Annotated in this window: 31 protein-coding genes; 12 read left to right on the forward strand and 19 right to left on the reverse strand. The window is 61.2% G+C overall.

All coding sequences use genetic code 11. From position 1 onward, the window contains the following. Positions 1-124: 124 nt before the first annotated feature. The 4 genes from ASF70_RS21020 to ASF70_RS21035 form a co-directional block, all read right to left on the reverse strand. Positions 125-526, reverse strand: a complete 402-nt coding sequence (locus ASF70_RS21020) for a DUF2177 family protein (protein ID WP_062455028.1) — start codon at positions 524-526, stop codon at positions 125-127. A 111-nt stretch (positions 527-637) separates the two neighbouring features. After that, positions 638-1,162, reverse strand: a complete 525-nt coding sequence (locus ASF70_RS21025; RefSeq protein ID WP_062582513.1) for a GXWXG domain-containing protein — start codon at positions 1,160-1,162, stop codon at positions 638-640. A 15-nt stretch (positions 1,163-1,177) separates the two neighbouring features. Continuing rightward, positions 1,178-1,360, reverse strand: coding sequence for a hypothetical protein (locus tag ASF70_RS21030; protein WP_062582515.1), 183 nt, complete (start codon positions 1,358-1,360; stop codon positions 1,178-1,180). A 117-nt stretch (positions 1,361-1,477) separates the two neighbouring features. Next, the gene (locus ASF70_RS21035; protein ID WP_062582517.1) at positions 1,478-2,638 is read right to left on the reverse strand and encodes an NAD(P)/FAD-dependent oxidoreductase; all 1,161 of its coding nucleotides are present in this window, start codon (positions 2,636-2,638) and stop codon (positions 1,478-1,480) included. 142 nt (positions 2,639-2,780) lie between these two features. On the opposite strand from ASF70_RS21035, the gene ASF70_RS21040 reads away from it, so the two are divergent. After that, on the forward strand, positions 2,781-3,821 hold the full coding sequence (locus ASF70_RS21040) for a phosphatidylglycerol lysyltransferase domain-containing protein (RefSeq protein ID WP_062582519.1): 1,041 nt from the start codon (positions 2,781-2,783) through the stop codon (positions 3,819-3,821). Between the two features lie 7 nt (positions 3,822-3,828). Here ASF70_RS21040 and ASF70_RS21045 read toward each other — a convergent pair whose 3' ends face one another. Further along, positions 3,829-4,638: a formate/nitrite transporter family protein gene (locus tag ASF70_RS21045; RefSeq protein ID WP_082472001.1), complete on the reverse strand. Its 810-nt coding sequence runs from the start codon at positions 4,636-4,638 to the stop codon at positions 3,829-3,831. Positions 4,639-4,751: 113 nt separating this feature from the next. Continuing rightward, on the reverse strand, positions 4,752-5,213 hold the full coding sequence (locus ASF70_RS21050; protein WP_082472002.1) for a MarR family transcriptional regulator: 462 nt from the start codon (positions 5,211-5,213) through the stop codon (positions 4,752-4,754). Between the two features lie 127 nt (positions 5,214-5,340). On the opposite strand from ASF70_RS21050, the gene ASF70_RS21055 reads away from it, so the two are divergent. From ASF70_RS21055 to ASF70_RS21065, 3 genes are all read left to right on the forward strand, one after another. Continuing rightward, the gene (locus tag ASF70_RS21055) at positions 5,341-5,772 is read left to right on the forward strand and encodes an organic hydroperoxide resistance protein (RefSeq protein WP_062582523.1); all 432 of its coding nucleotides are present in this window, start codon (positions 5,341-5,343) and stop codon (positions 5,770-5,772) included. 262 nt (positions 5,773-6,034) lie between these two features. After that, complete coding sequence (locus tag ASF70_RS21060) at positions 6,035-7,087, forward strand: alpha/beta hydrolase (protein WP_200943566.1); 1,053 nt, start codon at positions 6,035-6,037, stop codon at positions 7,085-7,087. 12 nt (positions 7,088-7,099) lie between these two features. After that, positions 7,100-7,627 (forward strand): DUF4142 domain-containing protein, encoded by a 528-nt coding sequence (locus ASF70_RS21065; protein ID WP_062582525.1) that lies wholly within the window; start codon positions 7,100-7,102, stop codon positions 7,625-7,627. Positions 7,628-7,747: 120 nt separating this feature from the next. Here ASF70_RS21065 and ASF70_RS21070 read toward each other — a convergent pair whose 3' ends face one another. Together ASF70_RS21070 and ASF70_RS21075 are read right to left on the reverse strand one after the other, a co-directional pair. Continuing rightward, positions 7,748-9,130 (reverse strand): HAMP domain-containing sensor histidine kinase, encoded by a 1,383-nt coding sequence (locus ASF70_RS21070; RefSeq protein WP_062582527.1) that lies wholly within the window; start codon positions 9,128-9,130, stop codon positions 7,748-7,750. Next, entirely contained in the window at positions 9,127-9,789 is a 663-nt protein-coding gene (locus tag ASF70_RS21075) for a response regulator transcription factor (protein WP_062583141.1), read from the reverse strand. Before ASF70_RS21075 ends, ASF70_RS21070 begins: the two co-directional genes overlap by 4 nt. Before the next feature lie 136 nt (positions 9,790-9,925). On the opposite strand from ASF70_RS21075, the gene ASF70_RS24690 reads away from it, so the two are divergent. The 3 genes from ASF70_RS24690 (at position 9,926) to ASF70_RS21090 (ending at position 13,198) form a co-directional block, all read left to right on the forward strand. Next, positions 9,926-10,504, forward strand: coding sequence for a hypothetical protein (locus ASF70_RS24690; protein WP_062582528.1), 579 nt, complete (start codon positions 9,926-9,928; stop codon positions 10,502-10,504). Positions 10,505-10,661: 157 nt separating this feature from the next. Further along, positions 10,662-11,921, forward strand: coding sequence for an MFS transporter (locus ASF70_RS21085; RefSeq protein ID WP_062582530.1), 1,260 nt, complete (start codon positions 10,662-10,664; stop codon positions 11,919-11,921). A gap of 20 nt (positions 11,922-11,941) precedes the next feature. Next, complete coding sequence (locus ASF70_RS21090; protein ID WP_062582532.1) at positions 11,942-13,198, forward strand: arsenic transporter; 1,257 nt, start codon at positions 11,942-11,944, stop codon at positions 13,196-13,198. 29 nt (positions 13,199-13,227) lie between these two features. Here the strand turns inward: ASF70_RS21090 and ASF70_RS21095 are convergent, their stop codons facing one another. After that, on the reverse strand, positions 13,228-14,112 hold the full coding sequence (locus ASF70_RS21095; RefSeq protein WP_062582534.1) for an SDR family oxidoreductase: 885 nt from the start codon (positions 14,110-14,112) through the stop codon (positions 13,228-13,230). Positions 14,113-14,210: 98 nt separating this feature from the next. Between ASF70_RS21095 and ASF70_RS21100 the strand changes: the two genes are divergently transcribed. Next, entirely contained in the window at positions 14,211-15,050 is an 840-nt protein-coding gene (locus ASF70_RS21100) for a helix-turn-helix transcriptional regulator (RefSeq protein WP_062582537.1), read from the forward strand. A 10-nt stretch (positions 15,051-15,060) separates the two neighbouring features. On the opposite strand, the gene ASF70_RS21105 is transcribed toward ASF70_RS21100, so the two are convergent. Beyond that, positions 15,061-15,777: an SDR family oxidoreductase gene (locus tag ASF70_RS21105; protein WP_244474097.1), complete on the reverse strand. Its 717-nt coding sequence runs from the start codon at positions 15,775-15,777 to the stop codon at positions 15,061-15,063. Positions 15,778-15,859: 82 nt separating this feature from the next. Next, positions 15,860-16,078, reverse strand: coding sequence for a hypothetical protein (locus ASF70_RS21110; RefSeq protein ID WP_062455061.1), 219 nt, complete (start codon positions 16,076-16,078; stop codon positions 15,860-15,862). Positions 16,079-16,295: 217 nt separating this feature from the next. Between ASF70_RS21110 and ASF70_RS21115 the strand changes: the two genes are divergently transcribed. Then, positions 16,296-16,778, forward strand: a complete 483-nt coding sequence (locus tag ASF70_RS21115; protein ID WP_062582540.1) for a pyridoxamine 5'-phosphate oxidase family protein — start codon at positions 16,296-16,298, stop codon at positions 16,776-16,778. 63 nt (positions 16,779-16,841) lie between these two features. Here the strand turns inward: ASF70_RS21115 and ASF70_RS21120 are convergent, their stop codons facing one another. The 5 genes from ASF70_RS21120 to dinB form a co-directional block, all read right to left on the reverse strand. After that, positions 16,842-17,084, reverse strand: a complete 243-nt coding sequence (locus ASF70_RS21120) for a hypothetical protein (RefSeq protein WP_062582542.1) — start codon at positions 17,082-17,084, stop codon at positions 16,842-16,844. Between the two features lie 6 nt (positions 17,085-17,090). After that, positions 17,091-17,672: a 2'-5' RNA ligase family protein gene (locus ASF70_RS21125; protein ID WP_082472044.1), complete on the reverse strand. Its 582-nt coding sequence runs from the start codon at positions 17,670-17,672 to the stop codon at positions 17,091-17,093. A gap of 72 nt (positions 17,673-17,744) precedes the next feature. After that, on the reverse strand, positions 17,745-18,065 hold the full coding sequence (locus ASF70_RS21130) for a hypothetical protein (RefSeq protein ID WP_062582544.1): 321 nt from the start codon (positions 18,063-18,065) through the stop codon (positions 17,745-17,747). 28 nt (positions 18,066-18,093) lie between these two features. After that, positions 18,094-18,843, reverse strand: coding sequence for a DNA polymerase III subunit epsilon (locus tag ASF70_RS21135; protein WP_062582546.1), 750 nt, complete (start codon positions 18,841-18,843; stop codon positions 18,094-18,096). A 39-nt stretch (positions 18,844-18,882) separates the two neighbouring features. Continuing rightward, positions 18,883-19,977 carry a DNA polymerase IV gene (dinB, locus tag ASF70_RS21140; RefSeq protein ID WP_062583144.1) on the reverse strand — a complete coding sequence of 365 codons (1,095 nt, stop codon included), beginning with the start codon at positions 19,975-19,977 and terminating at the stop codon, positions 18,883-18,885. A gap of 156 nt (positions 19,978-20,133) precedes the next feature. Here dinB and ASF70_RS21145 point away from each other — a divergent pair, with 156 nt between their 5' ends. After that, on the forward strand, positions 20,134-20,442 hold the full coding sequence (locus ASF70_RS21145) for a hypothetical protein (RefSeq protein ID WP_062455075.1): 309 nt from the start codon (positions 20,134-20,136) through the stop codon (positions 20,440-20,442). 51 nt (positions 20,443-20,493) lie between these two features. Here ASF70_RS21145 and ASF70_RS21150 read toward each other — a convergent pair whose 3' ends face one another. After that, positions 20,494-21,906, reverse strand: a complete 1,413-nt coding sequence (locus ASF70_RS21150) for an FAD/NAD(P)-binding protein (RefSeq protein WP_156461901.1) — start codon at positions 21,904-21,906, stop codon at positions 20,494-20,496. Between the two features lie 54 nt (positions 21,907-21,960). On the opposite strand from ASF70_RS21150, the gene ASF70_RS24110 reads away from it, so the two are divergent. Further along, entirely contained in the window at positions 21,961-22,338 is a 378-nt protein-coding gene (locus ASF70_RS24110) for a hypothetical protein (protein ID WP_156461902.1), read from the forward strand. A 124-nt stretch (positions 22,339-22,462) separates the two neighbouring features. On the opposite strand, the gene ASF70_RS21160 is transcribed toward ASF70_RS24110, so the two are convergent. Together ASF70_RS21160 and ASF70_RS21165 are read right to left on the reverse strand one after the other, a co-directional pair. Next, a complete protein-coding gene (locus ASF70_RS21160) occupies positions 22,463-22,939 on the reverse strand; it encodes a DUF3597 domain-containing protein (RefSeq protein WP_062455081.1) in 477 nt (158 codons plus the stop codon). A 62-nt stretch (positions 22,940-23,001) separates the two neighbouring features. Then, entirely contained in the window at positions 23,002-23,406 is a 405-nt protein-coding gene (locus ASF70_RS21165; RefSeq protein ID WP_156461903.1) for a hypothetical protein, read from the reverse strand. A gap of 174 nt (positions 23,407-23,580) precedes the next feature. Here ASF70_RS21165 and ASF70_RS21170 point away from each other — a divergent pair, with 174 nt between their 5' ends. Continuing rightward, the gene (locus tag ASF70_RS21170) at positions 23,581-26,142 is read left to right on the forward strand and encodes an FAD-dependent oxidoreductase (protein ID WP_062582552.1); all 2,562 of its coding nucleotides are present in this window, start codon (positions 23,581-23,583) and stop codon (positions 26,140-26,142) included. Positions 26,143-26,216 lie beyond the last annotated feature (74 nt).

Genomic DNA, 26,216 nt, shown 5'->3' on the forward strand with positions numbered 1-26,216 from the left:
CCAGGTGCTAGAAGAGTGTTCTACCGCCGCCCATAAATCATAACTTTCCCCTGCTTCCAATGGCTGGGAAGCAGGGAGCAACGACGGAGCTGCTTCGTACGGTGGCGGACTGAGCGGATCGAGCTCAGCTCATGGAGCGGGCGGCGATGTAACCGCAGGCGCTGGCGATGCCCGTCAGGACTGTTCCCCAGATCATGTCGATGATGACAAGCGAAGCCGGCCAGTTTTTCAGTGTCGAGAGATTGGTGATGTCATAGGTGCCGTAGGCGGCCAGACCGAGCAATGCGCCACATCCGATCGCAACCCACAAGGACCCTCCATCGAGACCCGGTTTTACCGCCAGGATGACGATCGCAACCGCGAAGAAGAGGTAGAAGATCGCAGCGATCCCGAGATTGGGAGAGGGAAGCATGAGGTCGCCGAGTTTTTCCCGGTACATCTTGCCGGCAACAAGGCCGAGCCACACAGCGTCGATTGCGAGAAAGGAAACGAGAGTGGCCACATAGGCAATGGCGAGAGATTTCATGAGGCGTTCCACATCAGGGTTGAAGTGCAGAGATAACCCTGTGTTGTTCACCTTGTTCCGCCCGACCAATGTGGTTGTGATCGCAGGCGGCGAGGACCGTTTGCGCAGCGGTCAATCGACGACTTTCTCGAGACGGAAATAATACCGGCGTGGGTCGCCTTCGACGATCATCTTGCCCGCGATCTCTGTATCGGAGATCCGCCGGAACATATCGGTAATCGGTTGCTGGTCGTAGACCATCGCAGCAGTCAACACGTCGCGATCCATCCTGTTTTCCAGGGATGCGGTGGTGGATTTTGCGCGCACGCGCGGGCGTATGTGGGAAAACAGGTTCACCGCGCTCGAGGTGCGGCCGAACCTTGCAAGCCGGATCGCCCACCGGATGGGAAACACTTTCGGGTCGACTGCAACCAGCCTGCCCGGTGCGCCCTCAAACAGCAGCGCATCAGCCCGCCCGTCCGGATGGAAGCGCTTTCCGAACCAGCGCAGGTTTTCAAGGACGCCATCGAGCGGATGGCCGGACGGGTGGCCGCGGCCTCTCCACAGGCCGACCATGTCCTGTGGCCTGACCGGCTCAAGGGACGCGAACCACTCGGCGCTTTCATCCTGCAATGCCTGCGCTGGGCTTTTTGTCATTGTCTTCGCGGGTCCTCAGCCGCCGCCCGGCGAAACGCTCTCGTCATCCGTATCCGGCAACGAGCCTGTGCCAGGCGTCTTGCTCTCATCCATCAGTTCAGGCTTGGCGTGCGGACCGGCGGCGGGGCTATCCGATGTCGCCGGCGCTTTCTTGCCAGTTTCTTCGACGGCTTCCTGAGCGTTCTTGTTATCGTCCATGATATCTCCCATTCGGCTGCTACAAGACTGTAGAGGCTCAGTCAGGAATGGGTGGGCACGGCAAAATGTTCCATGGGGGCCGTTGTCCGCCGCATCACCGGTTGGCAAAACTCTGTGTCAACGGCCTGAGCGTCTGTCCGTGTCCAGGCGCGATCGCATCGCGGCGGCCATCTCTACTGCTTCTTCTCTGGCATTGTGAAAATAGCTGATAAGGCCCGGCGTCATGCCGATGAACCAGAGGCCTGGAATATCAGGACCGCTCGGCGATGGGACTTGACCGTTTTCGATGGCCAGCTCGCCAAGAAGCGATTGATGGTGCGCGCCGTAACCGGTCGCGTAGATGATCACATCCGGGGCTGTCACCACGCCGTTCTTGTGCAGAACGGTGCCGGCTTGCGTGAATTCGACAACTTCGCCGACAACCTTGATGCGGCCTTCACGTACGGCCTTGATGGCGCCGTCATCCACCGGGATCGCCACATGATCGCGGGCAAGCCGCGTTGCGGCCTTGTGCGATGATCTGGGAAACCCGAGCTTGGTCAGATCCCCGAAGGCCATGCGTTCCGTCAGCGAGATTGCGATATCGACCACAGGCGTGGGAAGACGTGTCAGCCATGGCGAGAATTTATGGACGGCCACGCCGAACAACCGCTTGGGAAGGACCGATGAACCGGTGCGAACGGAAAACCAGCAGTCGGCCAGATCGACCTTCGCCAGGTGATTGGCAATGTCGAACCCCGAATTGCCGGCGCCGACGATCAGCACCCGCTTTCCCCGGTACTGCTTCGCATCCCCGAAGTCGCAAGCGTGTATGCTTTGTCCGCCGAAGTTTTCCGCACCCTTGAACAGAGGTTGCCACGGATCGCCATCGCGTCCTGTGGCGACCACGACGTTGCGGCACAAAACCGGACCGGCGGATGTTGCAAGATGGAAGACGCCGTCGCGTCTGCTCAACGCCTCAACCGAAACGCCGTGTTCAATATCAAGGGCGTTGTCACGGGCAAACTGTGCCAGATGAGCGGCAACAACGTCCCGTTTGGGAAAAGCCGAGGTTCCGCTCGGGTATTGCAGCCCCGGCATGTGGGAAATGTCGCGATGCGTGTTGAGAGAGAGCTGCGGATGGCGTTTGCGCCAGGTCGATCCGACCTGCTCTTCACGGGCAATGATTCGGGCGCGGATGCCGCGCCTTCCCAGCTCACAGGCGGCGGTCATTCCAGAAAGCCCGGCACCAATGACCACGACATCTTCGATTTGGAGAGGCTCAGCGGGCAGATTCATGGCCAGACAATGCTGAAAAACATGCGCTGCTGCAACACCCAATCCTGAAACAGCGGGGAGATGCCCTCCCAGTTTAGAATATCTCTATGTACCGTAAGACGCGCGTGCCAAAAGTGCGGACATCGACTTTGAGGAAAATCGTATGGCAGGCCTCCGCGGGTACATCGACTCGGTTCTTGACCGTGGCCTTCCGCATCTCGCGTCCGCTCAGTTGTCAGATGAACGCAGGATGGAGCTTTGCCGGCAACACGGCGACTTCTCGCTGGCGTATTCGACGGCGGTTCAGAAGAACCTAAGCCACTTTGGCGACGACAAGGGATATATCGCCTACGCGACGAAGATGGGGCACATGTTTGCCTTGGGCGATCCTGTCGCCGACAAGGCCGATCGTGCCCGGTACGTGTCCGATTTCGTCGCAGCGGCCGAACGTCCCTGTTTCGTGCAGATCGGCCGGCAGACGGCAGAGACACTGTCTCGGCTCGGCTACCGGATCAATCAGATGGGCGTCGATACCCGTCTCGTGCTCAACGAGCATTCGTTTGCCGGAAAGAAGAACGAGACGGTCCGCTATTCCGAGCGGTGGCTGCTGAAGAACGGTTACCGGATTGTCGAGTGTGACGGCAGTCTGGCCAGGCCCGACCAGATCAAGGCCGTTTCCGAAGAATGGCGCGCTGGCCGCATCGTCCGTCGGCGGGAAATGTGTTTCCTGAACAGGCCGTTCAAAGCCGAGCTGTCGGCGCATATGCGCCGGTTCCTGATCCTCGATCCGCAAGGCGAAACCATCGCCGTGCTCGATTTCGATCCGATTTTCGATGCGGGGCAGGTGACGGGATACACGTCCACTTTCAAGCGGAAGAAGACGGGGACGACCCCGCATGCCGAGATCGGTCTGACGAAGTTTGCGACGGACCGCTTCAGGGAAGAGGGCAGGTCGCTGGTGACGCTTGGGCTTTCGCCCCTTGCGGCGATCACGACAAGCGGGTTTGCGGAAAGCGCATTCTGGCGCGGCAGGTTCGAATATGCCTACAAGTCGCCGGCCATCAACAAGAGGATCTTCAACCTGCAGGGACAGGCGGCATTCAAGCGCCGGTTCCATGGCGCCGAAGAGCCGACCTACATCGCCTTCAAGCGTCGCAGCCCTCTGGAAATGCTTGCTCTTTTGAGACTGCTCAAGACCCTCTGAGCCGAGGTCACTTCTTAACCGGCTTTCCGTAAGCCGCAGAATAGGCGAGGGCCACGAAGGCTCCGCCGATCACATTCCCGATCGTTGCCGGCAGCAAGTTGCCGAAGATGTCGCTGATGCCCAACAGCGCCGTCGAGGGTTCAAGCATGCCCTGGACGAGAGTGGCATAGGTCAGCAGATACATGTTGGCGATGGAGTGCTCGAAGCCTGCCGCGACGAACGCTGCGACCGGCAGAAGCAGACCGAAAATCTTCTGCGTGACCGTATGGCCCGCATAGGCCAGCCAGACACCGAGACAGACAAGCGTGTTGGCAAGGATGCCGCTTGCAAGCGTTGTTGCGAACCCCTTGGCAGTCTTCGTTTCAGCAAGCTCGAATGCCGCGCGACCGACCGCTCCGTCGCCGGCCTCATGCAAGCCGGCGAAAACCGCGACGACAGCAAGCGCAATCGAACCGGCGAAGTTGGCCAGATAGACAGTCGTCAACGCCCCCGCCGCCCGGCCAGCGGGGATCCGTCCGGCAACCACCGGACCGATCATCAGTGTGTTGCCGGTGAACAATTCTGCGCCGGCGACCATCACCAGTGCGAGACCGAGCGAAAACACCGTGCCGGCGAGGATCTGCGCGACGCCGAAGGGAAGGCTGTCGGCGCCAGCCAGTGCCACCGTCGCAAACAGTCCACCGAAGCCGATGTAAATGCCGGCAAGCATGCCGAGAATGATCATCTTACTGAGGGGAAGGCCGGCTTTGTCCTCGCAGGCAGAAAAGACCGTCTCGCAAAGGTCGGGCGGTGGCGGCAGTGAATTGGTGTCCGACATGACATCCTCCTGTCGATCGTGTCCGGCGAGGACGTAGATGAGACAGTTGACGGATCCGGAAAGGGCACGATCCCGTGAGCCTGTTTTGAGGAGGGTGTCGTGCGCCTGCGTCCTTAGAGGTCGGACGTGGTTCCACTCAGTTTCGCGCTGAGAGCGTTTATGGTCGCCAAGGTCGCGTTGACTTGAGGCTGATCCATGCCGACGGCATCAACGATGCACTTCGTCACGGCGTCCGACTTCTCCTGCAGGGCGCGGCCTTTTTCCGTCAGGTAGATATCGACGCGGCGCTCGTCGTCGTCCCTGCGCATCTTTGTCACGAGACCCATCAGCGAAAGCCGCTTGATCAATGGCGTGGTCGTGCCGGAATCGACGCCGAGCCTTAGCGAGATCTCGCCCACGGAAAGGCTGCCCTCGCTCCACAGAAGCTTCATCGTGAGAAACTGCGGATAGGTCAGCCCCGTCGGCGCCAACGCAGTCCGGTAGACCCGGTTGAAGGCCTGTTCGGCTCTATAGACGGCGAAGCACAGCATTTGGTCGAGTTCAACCGATGCCGGTTTTTCAGGGATATCTGTCATTAGCGCAATCTATATTGTGCGCAAGGTAATTGCAAGCAATTGACATGCACTGCCGAGCGCGATATCAATGGCGTGCAATTGAGTTGCGAATTAAGAAAATTGATCCGCCCCAACCCAGGAGAAGACTATGTCTGTCGACGCGAAGTACAAGACCAGCGCAACTGCATCCGGCGGTGGCCGTGACGGCAAGACGGCGCTTTCCGACGGGACGCTAGAACTGCAGCTGGTCGTGCCGAAGGAACTCGGTGGCCCCGGTGGTGATGGCGCCAATCCGGAGAAGCTGTTTGCACTTGGATATTCGGCCTGCTTCCTCGGCGCCCTGCGCGTCGGCGCTACGCAGCTGAAGACCAAGGTTCCGGATGGTTCGACCGTTGATGCAACCGTCGGCATCGGCCCGCGCTCGGAAGGTGGCTTTGGCATCACCGCTGCCCTGGATGTTTATCTGCCGGGTATGTCGGAAGCCGACGCACAGAAGCTCGTCGAGGTCACCCACGACATCTGCCCGTATTCCAACGCGATCAAGGCAAGCGTCGACGTCGATTTCACGATCCGCACCTGATCGAGAACGGAAGTCGTTCGATTGGGAAAATGTGATGGACGGCTCTGGAATAACGCCGCCCATCAGTAATTCTATCTGACAACTATCGCAGGCGGCCGGCAACGGTCGCCTGTCGGTTTTGGCCGCTACTCGCCGTCGCGGCACCCGGCAAGCGGTGTCCGCCGAAAATCAGCATCTGTAGAATGGCATTTGAAAAAACAGCATTATCTGGAACATAAGGCCATCGTCCCGGTTAGCTAGCCATCTAAACCGGAGACCCGACATGAAGTCCTCAATGTTTGCGAAAGCACTTCCTCTCGCCCTGGTAATGGCCGCCCCGCTTGCCGTCCCGTCGTTTGCGCAGGAGATGGCAAAACCCACCACAGATATGCAGGCCGTGCTCGACAAGCTTGGTGCGCTAGACGCCAAGCCGTTCTCGAGCTTGAGCGTTCCGGAAGCCCGCACACAGGCAAGCCCTGCCGATGCTGCGAAGGCTGTCCAGTGGGAAAAGCGCCTGTCGTCCAATCCCGAAGCGCAGGTGACCACCAAGGACATCACCATTCCGACGGCTGAAGGCGGTATCGCCGCGCGCGTCTACATGCCGGCCGGCAAGGGTCCGTTCCCCGTCGTCGTCTACTATCACGGCGGTGGCTGGGTGGTTGCCGACATCAACGTCTATGACGGCGCACCGCGTGCCCTTTCGCTCGGCGCCAAAGCCATCGTCGTCTCAGTCGAGTACCGTCATGCGCCGGAGCACAAGTTCCCGGCTGCTCATAACGATGCCTGGACGGCCTATAAGTGGGTTGTCGAGAACATTCACGACATGAACGGCAACTCCGACAAGATCGCGGTTGCGGGCGAAAGCGCCGGCGGCAACCTCGCGGCCAACGTCGCGCTGATGGCCAAGGAGATGAAGGCGAAGCAGCCGGTTCACCAGCTTCTCGTCTACCCGGTCGCCGGCAACGACATGGAAACGTCGTCCTACAAGGAAAATGCCAATGCCAAGCCGCTCGGCAAGGCCGATATGGAATGGTTCGTCAAGAACACGGTCACGTCCATGGATGAGACCAAGGACCCGCGCATTAACCTCAACGGTCGCTCGGACCTTGCAGGCGTTGCTCCGGCAACCGTGATCCTCGCCCAGATCGATCCGCTGCGGTCCGACGGTGAAACCTATGCGTCCAAGCTCAAGGACGCCGGCGTTCCGGTGAATACCAAGACCTATAACGGCGTGACGCACGAGTTCTTCGGCATGGGCAAGGTCGTTCCGGAAGCCAAGCAGGCACTTGATCTCGCTGTCGCCGATCTCACCGCAGCCTTCGACAAAGCCAAGTAAGGAGAGCCCCCAATGAAAAAGATGATTTCAGCCTCGCTCGTATCGCTCTCGCTTTTGATGTCCTCGGCAAGCTTTGCGGCACAGCCCGCCAGCGCCGACAAAGCCGCTGCCGCGTTCAACGTCGACAAGGCGTCCTTCGTCAAAGCCGTCACCAGCTCTAACGCCTTCGAGATCGAGTCGAGCAAGCTCGCCGAACAAAAGGCCAAGGATGCCGACGTGAAGAAGTTCGCGTCAGAGATGATCAAGGATCATACGATGGCGGGCGAAGACCTCAAAAAGGCGGCCAAGCTCGGAGACGAGGCACCGGTTATGTCGCCAAAGCACGCGGCCATGCTTGAAATGCTGAAGGGTGCTTCTGACCAGGACTTCGAGCCGCTGTATATCGACATGCAGGCAACAGCGCATATGGAAGCGGTCAGCTTGTTTGCGACCTATGCCAAGGGCGGTGACGATGCGGCGGTCAAGGAGTTCGCGGCCAAAACTCTGCCGAAGCTTGAAATGCACAAGATGCACGTGACGAAGCTCGTCGCGGCTCACTGAGGCGGGCAGCATCTGGAGCCTGCGTCTCAGCAGGCCGGGCGAATGTCGAGACGTTTGAAACTATGGCCGCTCCGGAAACGGGGCGGTCATTGTTGTTCCAGGGTCGGGGAAGAAGACGGTTCAAGCTGCAACGGGTGACGATCCTGTAGCCGTTTTCGGCAATGTGATGGTTTGGCGCAGTCCCTTATCGTCTTGATTGCGAAGCGCAATCTTTCCGCCATAGAGCTGTGCGAGTTCATTGGCGATCGTCAGGCCGAACCCATCTCCAGCGACCGTCTCATCCATCCGCACACCCGGCAGAAATGCCTTCTCGATCGTATCGTTGGAGATGCCGGGGCCATCGTCTTCGAGCGTGATGACGATCGAGCGTCCGTCCATGCGGGCATCGATCGCGACAAGGCTGCCAGCCCATTTGAACGCGTTGTCGAGGAGATTTCCGACTATCTCGTCGAAATCCTCGGCCGCACAGGCAACTGATAACGCTGGCTCGATCGTGCATTGCACCGAGATGGCCCGGTCGGCGTGGATGCGCGACATGACAAGCACGAGATCGTCTATGCGGGGGTTCACCTGCGTTGCCGAAACGGTGCCGCTGGAGGCAGTCTTGCGGGCACGGGCGAGATGATGGCGGATGCGCTGGTCGATCCTGTCGACCAGATCACGCATCTCGTTGGTGGGATCGTTGGCGCCGTTCAAGGCTAATTGCAGGCTTGCAACGGGGGTCTTCAGGCCGTGCGCGAGGTTTGCGAAATGCAGGCGTGTTTCGGCGAGCCTCTCGGCATTCTTGTCCACGAGGCGGTTGATCTCGCGGGATGCGGGCTGCAACTCCTCGACGTCCTGATCCGGCAAACGCGGCAAAACGCCTGCGGAAATGGATGCAATATCTAAGGTCAGTTGTCTGAGCGGTCGAAGCCCGTAGCGGACCTGCAGCAGGATGCCGCCGACGAGCACGCCACCCAAAAGAAGCATGGCGGGAACCAGCCACAACAATGCCCGCCCGGCGGGTGCGCTCAGGGCGGATTGCGGCGCCGATGCAATGATCTCGACCGTCCGATCTCCGACCATCGTTTCCAGCGTTCGCAGATACAGTGTCTCGTCGCGGAAGGCGACACGATCGGCCGGATGTGGCTTGGGCTCCGCCGCGTGGCGCCAGTCGAAGGGGCGGGGCGGGCTTTCCAGGGTTTCCTCGGCCAGCGACCGGGAGGTTATGCGGGTCCGATCGTCGGACACCTGCCAGTACCAACCGGAGCGCGGACGATCGAATGGCGGGCCGTCGAGGTCTGCAGAGAGGACGACGTCGCCGGCACTGTCGGTGGTCAGTGCATTTCGCAATCCCTCGATCTGGGTGTCGAGCCGCTGATCGATCTGCTCCCTCACCACGCCCGCCACGATCAGGTAGAGAATGACGGATGCGACGATCACCGTCGCCGTCACGAAGATGATGGAAAAGCCGGCGAGCCGCCGGGCGATCGACGCCTGGCCGGATAGGTTGAGCCCGCTCATGGCGCTGCCGTCAGCATGTAGCCGCGGCCGCGAACCGTTTCGATCAGTTCCGCGCCGATCTTGCGGCGCAGGCGCGCGACGATCACCTCTATCGAATTGGAATCGACCTCTGCATCGCCTTCGTAGACGCGCTCGATCAGCTCGCGCCGATCGACGATGACGTCCTTGCGCAGGATGAGGCAGGAGAGCACGCGCCATTCCAGCGCGGTCAGTTTCAGCGACAGGCCGTTGAACTCGAACGTGCCGAGCTGGGCGTCGAACTCCAACGGACCGCAAAGAATCTTGGAGGACGCATGGCCCGTGGCGCGGCGGACGAGGGCGCGCATGCGCAGCACCAGTTCCTCGATCTTGAACGGCTTCGTGAGGAAATCGTCGGCGCCCGCCTTGAAGCTCTCGACCTTGTCCGGCCATCCGTCGCGCGCGGTGAGGATCAGGACGGGGAGGGTGCGCCCTGCAGCCCGCCACGATTTCAGAACCGACACGCCATCGATCTTCGGTAGGCCCAGATCGAGAATGGCCACGTCGTAGAGTTCGGTCAGTCCTGCGTGCTCGGCATCCTCGCCGTTCTTTGCAATGTCCACGACAAAACTTTCGGCCCGCAGGCTGGCTGCGATGCGTTTGGAAAGATCGGTGTCGTCTTCGACCAGAAGTACGCGCATGTGCAACCCGTTTGCCGTGGTGGAGAGACGCTGTCCTATGGCGGCAAGGCTTAACTCAAACTGAACCACAAGGTTCAGGCTGTTATCGGTCGTCGGCTGATAAATCTCTCCTGGCATACCAAAACAGGAGAAGACCATGTCAATTTCGGACAACAACACGACCGTCGATCAGAAGGATGGTTCGGCCGACAAGCCGCATGCACCCAAGCCCCCGCACAAGACCGGCAACGGGCGCATGGCAACCTTCGGCGTCACGGCCTTGGCGATCCTTGCCATCGGGGCCGCAGCCGGAGCCGGCGCAATGAAGCTGACCGGGCAGAGCGTCGAGCTTGCGCCCATGAACCCGGTCGCCATCTCCGCCGTCAAGGAGGACAGCCTGGTGACGGTTAAGGGGACGGTAGCCGAGGTATTCGGCAACAAGTTCGTCGTTCAGGACGACAGCGGACGGGCACTGGTTGAAACCGGGCCATCGGGTGACGACGGCAAGCTTGTCGATCTCAACGAAGCCGTCAGCGTCCAGGGTCGCTTCGACAACGGCTTCCTGCACGCGACCTATATCGTTCGCCAGGACGGCAGCATGGAAGCGCTCGGCCCGGCCGGCGGCCCTCCGCGTCACGGACCAGCTGGTGGCCCTCCGCCTCATGGCCCGGCCGGCGGCCCTCCGTATGACGGTCCGCGCGGTGATATGCCGACACCCCCTGCGCCAAAAGGGTAAAGCCCTGGTTGCAAAACTTGGTGGCGGAGCCCTGACGGCAGGGTTGTAACGGGAAAGCGTTGCCCGATCTTCTTTCGGGCACGCTGGAACCCCGCGTCCGCCACCGGCGTTGGACGCCACAATTTTCAAGCATGTAGCATGATGAAGCGAGGCTGGCATGCGATCCACCCTACAGACAGGCCTGACTGATCGATCCCTGGTGGCACTTGCCGTCCTCAACTTCTTTCTCGCCGACGCCCGCGACGGGCTTGGACCGTTTCTCGACGGGTTTCTGGCCACCCACGGGTGGTCGCCGATGACGCTTGGCTTCATCGCCACGCTTGGCGGTGTACTCGGAATGATCGCCACGCCGCTGTTTGGGGCGTGGGTGGATGCCTCCAAGCATAAACGCACGCTCATCATCATCCCGGTGATCCTGGTGACGGCGGCAGCCTTGTGGACGCTTGCCAGCCCCGGAAACGCATCGGTGTTCGGCGGCCAGTCGGCAACCGCCATCGTTGGCGCCGTCGTCGGTCCGGCGCTGATGGGGCTGACGCTTGGCCTTGTCGGCGAAAAGGCGTTTTCCCGTCAGGTGTCGCGAAACGAATTCTGGAACCATCTCGGCAACGTCGTCTCGCTCGCCGGCATCTATTTAGCGACGGTCTACTTCGGCGTCAGCGGTGTCATCGGATTGATGATCGTCACGGCGGTCGCCGCCATTCTGGCAGCGCTTGCGATCGACCCGGAGCGGATCAATCACAACGCGGCGCGCGGTCTGGCGCATGACGATGGAGCGCCGGGTCCCTCCGGCTATTCCGTCCTAGTGGGCAGCAAGGGGCTGATCCTGCTTGCCGTGACGCTGATGATCTTCCACTTCGGCAACGCGCCGATCAGCCGCCTCATTGCCCAGGACTTCTCGATCCATCTCGGGACGCCGTTTCAGACGACGGCGGTGACGACCGGCGTGTCGCAGCTGTCGATGATCGTCATGGCTTTAGCGGCGCCTTTCCTGATCCGGCGGTTCGGGCTGGCGACGGTCTTCCTCATCGCGCTGCTTGCATTGCCGATCCGCGGTGCGATCGCAGGCTCCTTCAGCAATTTCGCTGTGATCTATCCGGTGCAGATCCTCGATGGAGTTGGCGCAGGCCTGATCGGTATCGCGACCCCGATTGCTGCAGAACGGATCCTTGCGGGGACCGGTCGTTTCAATGTCGGACTGGCTGCGGTCATGACCGTTCAGGGCATCGGCGCATCGCTGAGCAACGTCGTCGCCGGCTGGCTGACGAATGTCGGCGGCTATGCGCTCGCCTACTGGGTGCATGGCGGCGTTGCAGCGCTGGCGGTTGCGGCCTTTCTCGCCGGGCGCAAGAGCATTGCCCCTTCCCAAAAAGGTGCGAACAAGGCAGGAGACGATCGCGAGATCCCTGTCGCACCATAATCGTTTCGGTTGGACCATCCATGAACGCATTGACCATGACCTGGAGCATCGCCGGCCTGACAGCGCTCGGCGTCATTACCCGGCCGTTTGCCTGGCCGGAAGCGATATGGGCCGTGCTTGGCGCATCGCTCCTTTTGATGTTCGGCCTGATCGCCCCCTGGGATGCCTGGGCCGGTGTTGCCAAGGGGCTCGACGTCTACTTGTTCCTGATCGGCATGATGCTCTTATCGGAACTTGCCAGACGGGAAGGGCTGTTCGACTGGCTGGCATCGATTGCGACCGCCTATGCAAAAGGCTCGCCGAAGCGATTGTTCGTCCTGATCTATGGGGTCGGCATCGTCGTCACCGCGTTCCTTTCGAACGATGCGACCGCGGTCGTGCTGACGCCTGCCGTCTATGCGGCGTGCCGCACGGCAAAGGTGAAGGATCCGATGCCGTATCTTCTCATCTGCGCCTTCATCGCCAATGCCGCAAGCTTCGTGCTACCCATCTCCAACCCGGCCAATCTGGTGATCTTTGGCGGCGGAACGATGCCGCCTCTGTCGCTGTGGCTCGCTACGTTCGGTCTTCCCTCGATTGCCGCAATCGTCGTCACGTTTATTGCGCTTTACTGGACGCAGCGCTCGATCCTCGCCGCCGACAGCGTGTCCCCCGTGGTTGAAAGCGTGCCGCTGTCGCATAGCGCAAGGCTGACGGGGATTGCCTTGTGCGCGACGGCGGTCCTGCTGCTCGGCGCATCGGCACTGCATTTCGATCTTGGGTTGCCCACCTTTGTGGCCGGCTGCATCGCGACGGCGGCTGTTCTCGCGATCACCCGACAGAGCCCTGTCGAAACGCTGAAGGGCGTGTCCTGGAGCGTGCTGCCGTTGGTGGCCGGCCTGTTCGTCGTGGTCGAGGCACTGAACCGGACGGGCCTGATCGATGCATTGGCACATCAGCTGACCCAGAATGCCTCGCTTTATCCCGCCCAGACGGCAGCGTTCGCCGGCACGGTTGTGGCGCTCGGCTCCAATCTCGTCAACAATCTGCCGGCCGGCCTTGTTGCCGGAAGCGCCGTGGAGCTGGCGCATGTGTCCGACAAGATTGCCGGCGCGGTGCTGATCGGCGTCGATCTCGGCCCCAACCTTTCGGTCACCGGGTCGCTCGCGACCATTCTGTGGCTGACGGCGCTGAAGCGCGAAGGGTTGCACATCGGCGCCCTGAGCTTTCTCAAGCTGGGCGCCGTCGTCATGCTTCCGGCGCTCGCCCTGTCGCTTGCAGTCCTCCTCATCCAGTGAGGCGCCGGCGCGCTTTGCGGGCTAGTCCATCAATAGACCATCGCATCGAGGTCGGAGATCAGCGTCGGGCCGGTCGGGTGCCAGTCGAGCTTTGCTTGTGTCTTCGCGCTCGACGCCCTCATGTCCAGACCGACGAACCGTGCCATCGCGCCAAAATGCTCCGAAGCCTCGTCGGCTGAGATGGAAACAACAGGGACATTCAAGCCGCGACCCAGCGCTTCCGCGATAAGGCGCATCTCCACGCCTTCTTCGCCGACCGCGTGATAGCGCGCACCGGGTTCCGCTTTCTCGATGGCAAGGCGGTAGAGGCGCGCAACATCGTTAAGGTGACCGGCCGACCAGCGGTTCGTTCCGTCCCCCACGTAAGCTGAAACGCCTTTTGCTCTGGCAATGTCGAGGAGCGGCGAGATGAGGCCCTGCTTGAACGTGTTGTGGACCTGCGGCAGACGGAGCACGGAGACGTTGATCCCTCCGTCCAGAAGCCGGTTTCCAGCGCGCTCAGAAGCAATGCGCGGGTTTGGGTGATCCGTATCGAAGACGTCTTCGACAGCGAGCTCGCCTTTACCGCGCGCGCCCATCGCGATGCTCGAGGTGCTCAGCAGCGGGCGGTCGGAGCCGGTAAGGGCTGATCCCAGCGCTTCGATGACCCGCCGGTCCTGTTCGCAATTCTCGGCGAACCGTTCGAAGTAGTGATCGAAAGCCGTATGGATGACGGCATCCGCGTTCCGGGCGCCACGTTCGATGCTTTCGAGGTCTTCGAGCGTCGCCAGATGTGGCTCGACCCCTGATGCGATCAGCTTTTCGGCGCCTGCCTGCGAGCGGGTCATGCCGATGACTTCGTGGCCCGCGTTGAGAAGTTCAGGAACCAGTGCCGAGCCGATGAAGCCCGTGGCTCCGGTCAGGAATATACGCATTGTCATTCTCCAGTTGCTTTTACACCGGGACTATCTGCTCTCCTGTTATTCCGTTAAAGTAGTAACCGTATCAGGGTATAATTGCTAACAGGGTATCGATGCCGGACAACACGCCGAATTCATTGGCAGCGTTTCTGAAAGACCGCCGCACGAGGCTCGACCCTGGTGCCTTCGGGTTTTCGGGAAGACGGCGGACGCCGGGGCTTCGCCGGGAGGAGGTTGCTCAACGCGCCAATATCAGCCCGACTTGGTACACGTGGCTCGAGCAGGGCCGCGGCGGCGCGCCCTCGGCTGACGTCCTGAACCGGATCGCTTCCGGGTTGATGCTGACGGAGCCGGAACGCGAACACCTTTTCATGCTCGGTCTCGGACGGCCGCCGGAGGTTCGCTACAAGTCCACGGAGGGAATTACGCCCAGGCTCCAGCGTTTGCTGGATACGCTCGATGCGAGCCCAGCTTTCATCAAGACCGCAACGTGGGATGTGGTGGCGTGGAATGCGGCGGCGGCCGTGGTTCTGACCGACTACGGGAAACTGCCCGAAGGCCAGCGAAACCTCCTGCGACAGATTTTCTCGAGCCCGTTGCTCCGCGCCAAGCAACATGACTGGGAAGGGCTCGCCCGGTTTGTCGTCGGCGCCTTTCGCGCCGATGCCGCACGGGCCGGTGCGATGTCGGAGGTTTCGGATCTCGTCGACGAGCTCTCGAAGTCCAGTCCGGAATTTGCGGCATTCTGGGGTGAAAACGACGTAAGGCTCCAGAGCGACGGCCTGAAGCGGATCGAACATCCGGATCTCGGCACGGTCGAGCTGGAATATTCCGCATTCTCCGTCGACGGTCGGCCGGATCTCGGCATGATGGTCTACAATCCGGTCGATCCGGCTATGGCCGCAAGAATCCGGCGGCGCGTCGCGGAGCGCGCGGCGTCAGCTAAACCCTGACCGCTCTATCTCACCAGGGAATACCGCTTCCATCATAGGCGACGAAGGAGCCGGAATTCTCCGGGGCGAGGCTGTTAAGCGTTGAGAGGATCGACGCTGCCGCCTGTTCCGGGCTGACCGTGTTGTGACCGCGTGAATAGGGGTCTGATAGACCCGTGCGAACCGTCCCCGGATGAATGGCGGTGACGACCGCTGCCGGATGGGTGCGGCCATATTCGATTGAAACGGTGCGGACAATCTGGTTGAGCGCCGCCTTGGCGGATCTGTAGGACACCCAGCCTCCGAGGCGGTTGTCGCCGATCGATCCGACACGGGCCGACAGGAATGCGGCGATCGAGCGGGTTTCGCGATCAAACAGTGGGAGAAAGTGTTTCGCGACAAGGGCGGGGCCGACGGCGTTGGTGCGGAACTGGGCCATCATCGTTTCGGGATCGAGCTGCCGCAGAGACTTTTCCGGGCCGCGGCCATCGGTCGTCAGGATGCCGGTGGCGCAAATGAGGAGGTGGATCGGCTTTGCCGAGATCGAGCCTGCAGCGTCCGCCACGCTCGTCTCGTCGGCGAAGTCCAGACCGTCGCGGCTGCGGGAAAAGGCGATCAGTTCGCCGAGATGCGGCTCGTTTTGCAGACACTCGCAGATCGCGGAACCGATACCGCCGCTTGCCCCGATCACTGCCGCACGGAACCCGTTCGGCAGCGATGCGAGAAGACTGGTTTCAGTGCCGGCCATGTCTGACATATCCGAGATACGCGCGTGTAGGTCGCTTCTTCATCGCACTATGCCCGAACTCCACGGTATTGGGTAGGCGTCGTCAGTCGGAGTTGATGGTCGGCAGATGGGTTTCGACTTCTCGCAGGCGCGCGGCTTCGAGCGGTTCGATCTGCGTCTTCCAGAACTCGTCTGCCTCGGCCGGTTCGTCATCCCACTTGCGGACGTCGGCGATATTGTCGTCGAGCTTTGCACGGCGCGTGCCGCCGAGTTCGAGATATTTCATCGCGAGTTTCTTGGTCGAGGTTTCCTGATCGGTCATGAACCGGTTCCTTCCCGTTGCGTCAATCGTCTGCCAAGTCGCCGCGACCCCGCTCAAGCGCTGTCGCAAGCGCTCGTAAGATCGGACCTTGAGTTAGATTAACGGCGTCCCGGTCATCCTGTTCCTGCCGCTGCACGTTTCCGGTGCAAGATATCGGCGGGTCTGGAACAGAAGCCAAGCTCGCCAGTTGACCCGCGTCATCAAAAGGAGAAATCGCATGGCTCACATCGAAGACGAACACGAGAAGGTCTGGGACCTTGCGGAGAAGATCGGATTTTGCATGCTCACGACCCAGTCGGGTACGGATCTGCGGGCCCGGCCGATGGCGGCTTATGCCGAGCGTCTTGAGAATGCGTTCTACTTTCTGACGGATGTGGCAAGCCACAAGGACGAGGAAATCGCGCGCTACCCGAACGTTTGCCTGGCGTTTGCCGATTCCAAGGGCCAGAAATACGTGTCCATTTCGGCGACGGCAGAAGTGCAGGACGATCGCGAGAAGATCCGCGACCTCTGGGCGACACCGGCAAAGGCCTGGTGGGACAGCCCCGAGGATCCTTCGATCCGCGTCCTGAAGATCACGCCGTCAGCAGCGGAATACTGGGATAGCCCTGGCACCGTCATCAGCTACATCAAGATGGCAGCAGCCGCCGTTTCCAGTTCGAAGCCCGACATGGGCGACAATGCCAAGGTTCAGATGTAACCTTCATGGCGGACGGGCAACCGTCCGCCATTCTTCTGCGGCCCGCATAGACGGGCCGGCGTCTCAGTTGAAATCTCCGATCGTTCCGGTTTGAAAGATAACCACCGGTTCGCCTTCCTCACCAATAGCTGGCGATGCCTCGCGCTTCCAGACCACCACGCCGGCATGTCGATCGCCGAGTTTGCGGGCCTCATCGATCGCAGCCGTCTCGTCTTGTGCTTCCCTTACCGCGAACGCCGGAACGGTCTGCCCTCTCTCATCGAGATCGAAGGCGAGGACGAAGATAGATTTGAACGCTCCGGGCATCAGTTTTCATTCCTTGATATGGCTTTGGACGCCGGCACGCTCGCTTTGATCGCGACCGGAAACAACGGCGTCTCGATCTTCCGCAAATATCGCGGAGGTTTCATGCTGCCAGGGTCCATCGAGGTATTTCCACAGATCAACACCTGTAATCTCGATGGTGTGAGGCTGAAACGTCGCACGAAGCTCCTGATACAGCCGGTCGGCCCGGTCCTTCGATACCTTGTTCTGGATCGTGATATGCGGTTGCCATTTCTGCATGTCCTGCGGACCGAGCCATGGTAGGAAGACCTCCTTCAACCGGGCTCGCACATCCTGAAGCGCGGCACTGTCGATCGTGAAGGCGACGCCCGCACCGAGATGGCGGACGCCGCTGACCTCGGCTTTGATCGATGACCCAGCCTCGGCGACCCGTTTGAGGTGCTCGACGATCCGCTCCGTATATTCGCCCGGCAACCGATGAAACATCGTCAGATGCGCATCGAGGAAATTCCGGTCCGGCGGGAAATGGGTTTTCCGCAAGAGATCGAAAGGTGCTTTGTCGCCTTCCGTGATACGGGCTGTCAGGATCAGCGGCTGAAGCGTCTTCACGGGGATTGAACCTTCCGGGCCAGGTTTCGAACGGGTCTTTGAAGCCGACATCTGGGATGCGGGCCTGCGATATCAATCCTTCAGTTGCGCGAACCAGTCCGCATAGGGCGTGTTCTTGGCCATATGCCGGTTGAGATCGGGCTCGCCGTCATCCCACCAGACAGGGCCGCGTTCGCCAAGCTGAACCTTGGCATCGTCGACCCGCCGGCGCGCTTCGGCCATCGCGTCGGGTTTGCCTTTGGCATCGCGGACGGCCCGGCGTGCCGACATCAGGTCCGAGACCAGCCGCTGACGCGTCTCGGCGTCGAGTGCCGGGTTGCTTCGACGCCAGAGCCTGCCGCGGACGACGAAGTATTTGCCGTCGGGTGTGTCGGGATATTTTTCCTCACTCATCGTCCAACCCTGGATTTCGCCATACCGATTACAGGAGCGTCCCCTGCGGCGGTTCAACGACGGGCGGCTGTGGTTGTTCACCGCGGCGCGTCAATTCGGTGCGGGCGCTGAAGCGGATATCGATATCCCGGTCTTCCGCGAGGTCGCGAAGCGCATCGTCGCTGATCCGGTCCCAGGTCTTGCCGCGATCGGCTCCTGACGGCACGCGCGGCAGCAGACCCGGCTCGCTGCTCCAGGCCAGGAGGTCTTCGAGTGATGCTTCGTTCAGGAGATCGCGCAGGTGGTGCGCCGTGACATAGGCATCAGGCATGGCGCGATGGGCGGGCAGGCCGATCTCGTGGATCAGGCCTTCGGGCATGCGCAGGTAGCGCAGCATCTGGTTGGAAAAGCGCGGCAGTTCGGGCCAGACCCGCAGGCTGCATTTCCAGGTGCAGATCCAAGGCAGGCCACCTGTCAGCCTCGGCGTGCAGTATCGCTGTTCGAAGGCGGCGCGGTGTGCGGCAAGCGCCTCGATGCGGTGCGGGGGACGCAGGACAGTCGGTGCGATATCTTTCCAGAACGGCGCGTCGGCGACATGGCTGTCAAGGATGTGATGGATCGCGATCGTGTCGGGCGACATCGGACGGCCGGGATTGACCAGAAGCGCACCGCGGTCCTCGTTGACCTGCCATCTTCCGTCTGCCCCTTGGGTTACATCCTGCCAGCCGATCTCGCAGACGTCGTTCGGTCCGTTGCCGCCGGTCTCGAGGTCGATGACGCGGATGGTGGGATTGCTCATGTCGAAGTCCTTACCCGGCGCTCTTGATGTGCTTGTCGATTATAAATCGAGACCGAGCTGCGGTTGTTCCACATCATCCGGCCCGGCGCCGACCAGCGACGAGAGGGACACACCCAGCAGCCTTACCGAACGCCGGAACGGATAGACGGTTGCCAGGAGCCCCGATGCCGCCGCCAGCACTTCCGCGACGCTTGCATAGGGGAGGGACGCCGTGCGGCTGCGTGTCGCCTGGGTGAAGTCGGAATATTTGATCTTCACGGTGACGGTCTTGCCCGAAATGCGATGCGCTTCGCAGTGGCGCCAGACCTTTTCGGCGAGCGGCTTCAGTTCGGCCGTGGCGAGGTCGAGGGCGTCGATATCCTCGACAAACGTATCCTCGGCGCCGACGGATTTGCGGATCCGGTCGGGACGCACCTGGCGCTCGTCGATGCCGCGGGCAATGCCGTAGAAATAGGGTCCGGATTTGCCGAAGCTCTCGGCGAGAAACTGCAGCGACTTCGACTTGAGGTCAGCGCCGGTCTCGATGCCGTATTTTTTCATCCGCTCGGCAGTCGCGGGCCCGACGCCGTGGAATTTCTTGACCGGCAGCGATTCCACGAAGCCCGGACCGTTCTTCGGCGTGATCACGGCCTGGCCGTTCGGCTTGTTGAGATCGCTTGCCATCTTGGCGAGGAACTTGTTGTAGGAAATGCCGGCCGATGCGTTGAGGCCCGTCACCTGCTTGATCTTGGCACGGATCTCCAGCGCGATCTCGGTTGCGATCTCCATGCCTTTCAGGTTCTCGGTAACGTCGAGATAGGCCTCGTCGAGAGACAGCGGTTCGATCAGCGGCGTGTATTCCGCAAAGATCTCCCGGATTTGCCGGGACACCGACTTGTAGACCTCGAAGCGCGGCGGCACGAAGATCAGGTCCGGACATTTGCGCTTGGCCGTGACGGAGGGCATGGCGGAGTGAACGCCGAAGGCGCGCGCCTCGTAGCTTGCGGCCGCCACCACACCGCGCGCCGCAGATCCGCCGACCGCCAGCGGCTTGCCGCGCAGGTCAGGATTGTCGCGCTGCTCGACGGACGCATAGAACGCATCCATGTCGACATGGATGATCTTGCGGGTGGATATGGGAACCGGGACATTCATGCTGGCGTGCGGATTTGCTGGAAGATAGAAACAAAAAGAGAACATAGCAGTCTTGCGACAAATATCCAAGCTCTCTGCCCAGCTTCCTGTGCATGAGGGAAACAAGCGGGCTTTGAAGGCGTTTGCTTCTGGTGATCATCAACAGGAGACAGTTTCATGGCTGACGACAGCACGACAACCATTCGAGCGACTTTCGACACCCGTGCGGCCGCAGACCTTGCGGTCGAACATCTGGTTCAGCAGCACGGTATCTCGCGTCCGGATATCTTCATCCAGTCCGTCGGTGCCGACAACACGGTCGGATCCGCGCCGTCGGGTGGCGATGCGTCGCATGATGGCGGAGAGCGCACCGATGGCCCGCTGGAGGGCGAGATCGAGGTTTCTGCCGATATCACTGAGAGCAAGATGGCGGCGGTGCAGAAGAGTTTTGGCGAAGCAGGCGCGATACGGGTCACCGGCCGCTGATTTCAGCGAACCAAGGGGCCGGCTCTCAGCCGGCTCCGTAGGGCGGTGAGCTCAGAGGTTTGCTGCAATCGAATCGGCGACGAGCAGCGCATGTTCCGCAACCTGCGGAAATCCCATCAACTCGCCAAAATGTCCGCGTGCCAGCGGGCCGGCGATGAAGAGCCTTGGTTCGGGCTTGCCATCCGCGTCTATCGCGTTGGACTGCTCGTTGCAGGAAAGACCAAGCCCCGTCGGATCGAGGTGCAGAAAGCCGTGATCGCCGAGTTGCCGCAGCCATTGCTGGCTCTGCAGCACGTTGCCGTGGGCCGGGCCGGTCGTGACCGCGACGGCATCGAACTGGCGGACTTCGACACCATTCTTCCCGCGCCGCTTGATGGTGACATCGATGATGTCTCCGTCGGTGCTGACGTCGACGATGCCTGCGGCGAGGATGTCGAGCCTGCCGGCTGCCGCCTCCGCGTCGAGCACGTCTTCCACCTGCGGCGCAATCCGGAAGCGGTGGACGTCCCAATAGGGACGCAGGTGTCGCACGATCCGGCGGCGTGCCTCGAGCGGCAGATGCTTCCAGATGCCGCCGCCTTGCGAGCGCAACTGGTCGAGAACCGCATGCCAGGTCTGACCATATGCCTGTGCTTCCCTGATCGCGGCCCGCACGCGGTGTAGGATCTCGGATGCGCTAGTGGCGGGATGGTCGAGAAAGTCGCCGAACGGTTCCTGCGCGAAGGTGGCGTGTCCGCGCGAGCGGAGGCCACGGCGCGAGAGGGCGGTAATGCTGCCGCTATGCCCGCAACGCTTCAACGAAGCGATGACATCTGCGGAGGTCAGCCCGTTGCCGACGACGAGGACCCGATCGTCGGCCCGGATCGGCGCCAATGCTTTCGGCGCTGTCGGGTCCGCGACATAGCGCGGATGCTCGGCCAGTCGTCTCAAGGAGCGTGGGGCAACCGGAGCAGGGTGGGTGGCAGCGATCACCAGGATATCGGCAACCAGCGTCTGCCCGGTGGTATCGGTGACATGCCATTGGTCGTGCCGCTTTTCGACGCCGTTCACCGCGGCGCAGATATGGCGGACGGCTCCTGATGCCAAAAGAGGTTGAAGGTTGGACAGGACATAGTTTCCGAAGATGCCCCGGCGCGGAAACACGTTGCCATCGGCGCGAAATGCCGCCTCATCGTCCGCAACGGAGCCGGTCGTTTCCATCCATCTCGAAAAATGCTCGGGGTCGCCAGGAAGTATGCTCATTCGCGTTGCCGGGACGTTGATCCGGTGCACCGGGTCCCGCGTATCGTACGCGAGGCCCCTGCCGATTTCGGCACGCGGCTCGAAAATGGTGATGTCGACGGCGTCCGCCTTGTGGCCCGTCGCGAGATGGAAAGCGACCGCTGCCCCGGTCACGCCGCCGCCGATAATGGCGATTGAAGATCGTGTTTGTTCAGGCCGTTCAGACGTCTTCGATGCTGTCACTGTCAGTCACTTCGGTTAGACGCGGCCGCTCTCTTAAACTCGCACGGCACGTCGTTGAATCAAAAATCGATAGGCGCTGCGCTTGCAAAAACGGGCTTTTTCCTAGGCATCGGAAACGGAGCACGTTTATCCCTTCGCGCGGCAAAATTTAGTCCAGGGTTCTCGCAGGCAATATTGTTCACGACTCCCTCTGACGCGACATTACACATCAAAGATCGGGAAGGAATGGAGAGCGTGATGATTGGTGGCGGCTTTTCGATATTTGGGATCGATCTGTTCGGATCGACAAGGCAGTTGGCCGGTGACCGAAAAGAAGAAGCCGCGGCATTGCCACGGCTCGAGACGCAGAAGGTCGAGGAGACTGATGCCGATCGACTGACGAATACCGACCAGCAGGACATTTTTCTCTGGAGTACGTCTCTCGCCTACTGAGACATGACGCGGAAGCCGGTCTCAGCCGGGCCTTCGTCATGTCTCAACCGTCCGGATGACGGGAATCGCAAGCAGTTTTCATGAGATAGAAGTTCGGGCGCCCGCAGTGGAGCGCCCGAAACCATTAGTCGAGAAGTTCGGCAGGCACCTTGCCGCCGTTTTCGGACAGCTTCTTCAGCAGCGCCTTGTGCAGCCACATGTTCATCGTGGCGGAATCGCTCTGGTCGCCGGTGTAGCCGAGTTCGTCGGCCAGTTCCTTGCGCTCCGAAAGGCTTGCGTCCATGCCGAGGGCCTTCATCAGGTCGACGATCGAATGCTTCCAGTCGAGCTTCTGGCCGCTCTTCTTGACGGCTGCGTCGAGGACCGGTGCGATATCGACGGTCTGCATCGTGGCAGAGGTCGAGCCTGGAGTTGCGACTGGCGGTGCGCCTGCAGTCTTCGGAGCAGCCTGGGCTGTTCCGCCGACCGGCGGGGCCGTCGTCGCAGCAGGTTCTGGCGTTGCCATGGACGTCGGTGTCGGCTCGGCGCCTGTTGGCGAAGCCGGTGCTGCTGCTGCAGGATGGCCGAAGATGGCGTCCTTGATCTTGCTGAATATGCTCATGGATAGTTCCTCCGTTGGTTTATGCCATACATGGTACGAGATCACGTCGATGACGGATCACTTTAGCTCTGCGGGACGACGACGCGATCGCCGCGTGAGCCGCGGTCTGAACGATCCGGTCCGCCACGACCGCTGGAACGGTCACGGCCATCGCGACCACCCCGATCATTGCGGCCGTCGCGGATGTAGCCGGGGCGCTCCGGGCGCTCCGGGCGGTCGCCGCGGTTCCAGTCCCGATGCGGGCGATCGCTGTCACGGTCGGGCCGGCGGCCGTCGTGACGGCCGTGGTGGCGATCGCGGTCGCGGTGATGACGGTAACGGTAGTTCGAACCGTCGTAACGGTTGAACCGGTCGTAGCGATCGGACGAACGGTACTCGGTGTAGGTGCCGCCTTCACTGACGCAGCCCGCCAGCATCAGGCAGGCAAGACCGACAGCGGTCACCGCCTTCAATGCTCTGAATTTCATGTGATTGCCCCTGTTACCATTTTATCGAGTGCTAAACAGGAGAAGGGGCCAAGAAGTTCCTCATATACCTCTGCGGGCGTGCGTGGCGCTGCAACAGTTTTTGATGTCGTAATCTGAGGTGACCTGTCGCGTCTGTCCCTCTAGTATCGCGGCTTCACTCGGTTGGGGCATGCAATGGCAGAATTTCCGCAAAAGGCTAAGGTCGTCATCATCGGGCTCGGTGGCATCGTCGGTGCGTCCATCGCCCACCACCTCGTCGAGCGCGGCTGGGACGATATCGTCGGCATCGACAAGTCTGGGGTCCCGACCGATATCGGGTCGACCGCGCATGCCTCGGACTTCTGCTACACGACCAGCCATGACTACCTGTCGGTCTGGACCACCCAGTATTCGGTGGATTTCTACGAGAAGATGGGGCACTACGCCCGCATCGGCGGTCTCGAAGTCGCGCGCACCGGCGACGATGCCTGGATGGAAGAGATCAAGCGCAAGCTGACCTCTGCCAAGGCCTTCGGCACCCGGGCGCATTACGTCTCGCCGTCCGAGATCAAGGCGATGTTCCCGCTGATCGAGGAAGATCAGGTGCAGGGCGGTCTGTTTGATCCAGATGCCGGTCTCGTCATTCCGCGCTCGCAGACAGTCGCCGGCAAGCTGGTGGACGCCGCCGAAAAAGCCGGAAAGCTCAAGGTATTCGGCAATACGGCGGCGCAGTCTCTGATTATCGAGGGCGGCCGCATCAAGGGCGTCGTCACCCACCGCGGCACGATCATGGCCGACCATGTCGTCGTCTGCGCCGGCATATGGGGCCGGCTGATTGCCGAAATGGCGGGCGAGGATCTGCCGGTCATGCCGGTCGATCATCCGCTGACCTTTTTCGGGCCCTATAACGAGTTCGAAGGCACCGGCAAGGAAATCGGCTATCCGCTTTTGCGCGACCAGGGCAATTCGGCCTATATGCGCGACACCGGCGATCCGAAGACGACCGAGGGTGGTCAGATCGAGTGGGGTTACTACGAGACCACCCATCCGCGCCTCTGTCATCCCCGCGACATTCTTGAAAAGCACGAAGCGCGGCTGTCGCCGTCGCAGCGCGATCTCGACATGGAACAGATCATCGAGCCGCTGGAAAAGGCGATCGAGCTGACGCCGATCCTCGGCGAACTCGGCTATAACGAAGGGCATTCGTTCAACGGCCTCTTGCAGGTGTCGGCCGGCGGCGGTGCCTCCTGCGGCGAAAGCCAGAAGGTGCGCGGGCTCTGGTACTGCGTTGCCATATGGGTCAAGGACGGCCCGGCCTATGGCAAGCTGATCGCCGACTGGATGACCGACGGCCGCACCGAGATCGACCACAACTCGATTGATTACGCGCGCTTCTATCCGCATCAGCTGACGGAAGAGTTCATCGAGGGGCGCACCTTTGAGGCGGCCCAAAAGATCTATTTCCCGGCCGTTCATCCGCGCGAACCCTATGCGACGGGCCGCGGCGCCAAGCGTTCGCCGTTCCACGACCGCGAACAGGAACTCGGCGGTTACTTCATGGAACTCGGCGGCTGGGAGCGTGCCCACGGCTACGCGGCCAACGAGCATCTGCTGGAGAAATACGGCGACCGGGTGCCGAAGCGCGAAAACGAGTGGGACAGCCGCCACTTCTGGCGCGTGTCGAATGCCGAGCATCTGGCGATGAGCGAGGATTGCGGCATCGTCAACCTGTCGCATTTCCACATGGTCGATATCGAGGGGCCCGACCATGTCGAGCTGCTCGAATGGCTGTGTGCGGCCAAGATCGGTGGCGACGGCAATATCGGCAAGGGTATCTACACCCACTTCCTCGACGACGAGGGCATGGTGCGGGCAGATTTCACCGTCTTCCGTCTGGCTGACCGCGGCCGTCTCGTCAACGGCGCGGATGCAGGGCCGCGTGACCTGCTCTACATGAAGCGTGTCGCGCAGGATCGCGGGCTCGACGTCACGATTACCGATGTCTCGGAAAAGTACATCACCATCGGCATCTGGGGCCCGAACGCGCGCGAGACGCTGAAGAAGGTCGTGGCCGACCCCAATGGTCTTAATGTCGAGAACTTCGCCTTCGCCGCGATCAAGCCTATCGAGATCGCCGGCAAGCATGTCACGGCGTTCCGCATCTCCTATGTGGGCGAGCAGGGCTGGGAACTGCATATGAAATACGAAGACGGCGTTGCCGTCTGGGACGCGCTGCGCGCCACCGGCGTGATGGCCTTTGGCGTCGAGACCTATGCCAACTCACGCCGCATGGAAAAGAGCCTGCGCCTGCAGAACGGCGATCTCCTGACCCAGTACAACCTGATCGAAGCGGATCTTGCCCGTCCAAAGGTCAAGGAAGCCGATTTTTGCGGCAAGGCGAAGCATCTCGAATACAAGGCCCGCGACCATCAGCCGGCGATGCTCTGCACGCTCTTGATGACCGACAATGTCGATGCGTCCGGTGTCGCCCGCTATCCGGTCGGCTCGCTGCCGGTGATGGATCCTGACACGGGCGAGGTTCTAATCGACGACCTTGGACGGCGTTCCTATACGACCTCGATCGCCTACGGCCCGACCATCGGCAAGAATATCGCGCTCGCCTATCTGCCTTGGTCGCATTGCCAGGTCGGCCGGAAACTGACGGTGGATTATTTCAACGAGGCGTTCCCGGTGGAAGTCGCAGCGGTTGGTTACAAGCCGCTCTACGATCCTGAGAACCTCAAGCCGAGAAGCTGATTTCTTCGGATCCGACAAACAAAAAACGCTCCGCGGATGTCCACGGAGCGTTTTTTTATTTGCTGAGACTGGTC

The sequence above is a fragment of the Rhizobium sp. Leaf321 genome, assembly GCF_001423215.1.
Taxonomy (GTDB): domain Bacteria; phylum Pseudomonadota; class Alphaproteobacteria; order Rhizobiales; family Rhizobiaceae; genus Neorhizobium; species Neorhizobium soli.

Coding starts and splice junctions, on each gene's coding strand:
- ASF70_RS21040 (WP_062582519.1), top strand. CDS start 2,781: ATGGCAGGCCTCCGCGGGTACATCGACTCGGTTCTTGACCGTGGCCTT.
- ASF70_RS21100 (WP_062582537.1), top strand. CDS start 14,211: ATGCCGGACAACACGCCGAATTCATTGGCAGCGTTTCTGAAAGACCGC.
- ASF70_RS24690 (WP_062582528.1), top strand. CDS start 9,926: ATGTCAATTTCGGACAACAACACGACCGTCGATCAGAAGGATGGTTCG.
- ASF70_RS21035 (WP_062582517.1), bottom strand. CDS start 2,638: ATGAATCTGCCCGCTGAGCCTCTCCAAATCGAAGATGTCGTGGTCATT.
- ASF70_RS21045 (WP_082472001.1), bottom strand. CDS start 4,638: ATGTCGGACACCAATTCACTGCCGCCACCGCCCGACCTTTGCGAGACG.
- ASF70_RS21110 (WP_062455061.1), bottom strand. CDS start 16,078: ATGACCGATCAGGAAACCTCGACCAAGAAACTCGCGATGAAATATCTC.
- ASF70_RS21115 (WP_062582540.1), top strand. CDS start 16,296: ATGGCTCACATCGAAGACGAACACGAGAAGGTCTGGGACCTTGCGGAG.
- ASF70_RS21030 (WP_062582515.1), bottom strand. CDS start 1,360: ATGGACGATAACAAGAACGCTCAGGAAGCCGTCGAAGAAACTGGCAAG.
- ASF70_RS21130 (WP_062582544.1), bottom strand. CDS start 18,065: ATGAGTGAGGAAAAATATCCCGACACACCCGACGGCAAATACTTCGTC.
- dinB (WP_062583144.1), bottom strand. CDS start 19,977: ATGAATGTCCCGGTTCCCATATCCACCCGCAAGATCATCCATGTCGAC.
- ASF70_RS21050 (WP_082472002.1), bottom strand. CDS start 5,213: ATGACAGATATCCCTGAAAAACCGGCATCGGTTGAACTCGACCAAATG.
- ASF70_RS21055 (WP_062582523.1), top strand. CDS start 5,341: ATGTCTGTCGACGCGAAGTACAAGACCAGCGCAACTGCATCCGGCGGT.
- ASF70_RS21120 (WP_062582542.1), bottom strand. CDS start 17,084: ATGCCCGGAGCGTTCAAATCTATCTTCGTCCTCGCCTTCGATCTCGAT.
- ASF70_RS21105 (WP_244474097.1), bottom strand. CDS start 15,777: ATGGCCGGCACTGAAACCAGTCTTCTCGCATCGCTGCCGAACGGGTTC.
- ASF70_RS21020 (WP_062455028.1), bottom strand. CDS start 526: ATGAAATCTCTCGCCATTGCCTATGTGGCCACTCTCGTTTCCTTTCTC.
- ASF70_RS21095 (WP_062582534.1), bottom strand. CDS start 14,112: ATGCGTATATTCCTGACCGGAGCCACGGGCTTCATCGGCTCGGCACTG.
- ASF70_RS21135 (WP_062582546.1), bottom strand. CDS start 18,843: ATGAGCAATCCCACCATCCGCGTCATCGACCTCGAGACCGGCGGCAAC.
- ASF70_RS21060 (WP_200943566.1), top strand. CDS start 6,035: ATGAAGTCCTCAATGTTTGCGAAAGCACTTCCTCTCGCCCTGGTAATG.
- ASF70_RS21145 (WP_062455075.1), top strand. CDS start 20,134: ATGGCTGACGACAGCACGACAACCATTCGAGCGACTTTCGACACCCGT.
- ASF70_RS21090 (WP_062582532.1), top strand. CDS start 11,942: ATGAACGCATTGACCATGACCTGGAGCATCGCCGGCCTGACAGCGCTC.
- ASF70_RS21165 (WP_156461903.1), bottom strand. CDS start 23,406: ATGAAATTCAGAGCATTGAAGGCGGTGACCGCTGTCGGTCTTGCCTGC.
- ASF70_RS21170 (WP_062582552.1), top strand. CDS start 23,581: ATGGCAGAATTTCCGCAAAAGGCTAAGGTCGTCATCATCGGGCTCGGT.
- ASF70_RS21085 (WP_062582530.1), top strand. CDS start 10,662: ATGCGATCCACCCTACAGACAGGCCTGACTGATCGATCCCTGGTGGCA.
- ASF70_RS21065 (WP_062582525.1), top strand. CDS start 7,100: ATGAAAAAGATGATTTCAGCCTCGCTCGTATCGCTCTCGCTTTTGATG.
- ASF70_RS21025 (WP_062582513.1), bottom strand. CDS start 1,162: ATGACAAAAAGCCCAGCGCAGGCATTGCAGGATGAAAGCGCCGAGTGG.
- ASF70_RS21160 (WP_062455081.1), bottom strand. CDS start 22,939: ATGAGCATATTCAGCAAGATCAAGGACGCCATCTTCGGCCATCCTGCA.
- ASF70_RS21075 (WP_062583141.1), bottom strand. CDS start 9,789: ATGCGCGTACTTCTGGTCGAAGACGACACCGATCTTTCCAAACGCATC.
- ASF70_RS21070 (WP_062582527.1), bottom strand. CDS start 9,130: ATGAGCGGGCTCAACCTATCCGGCCAGGCGTCGATCGCCCGGCGGCTC.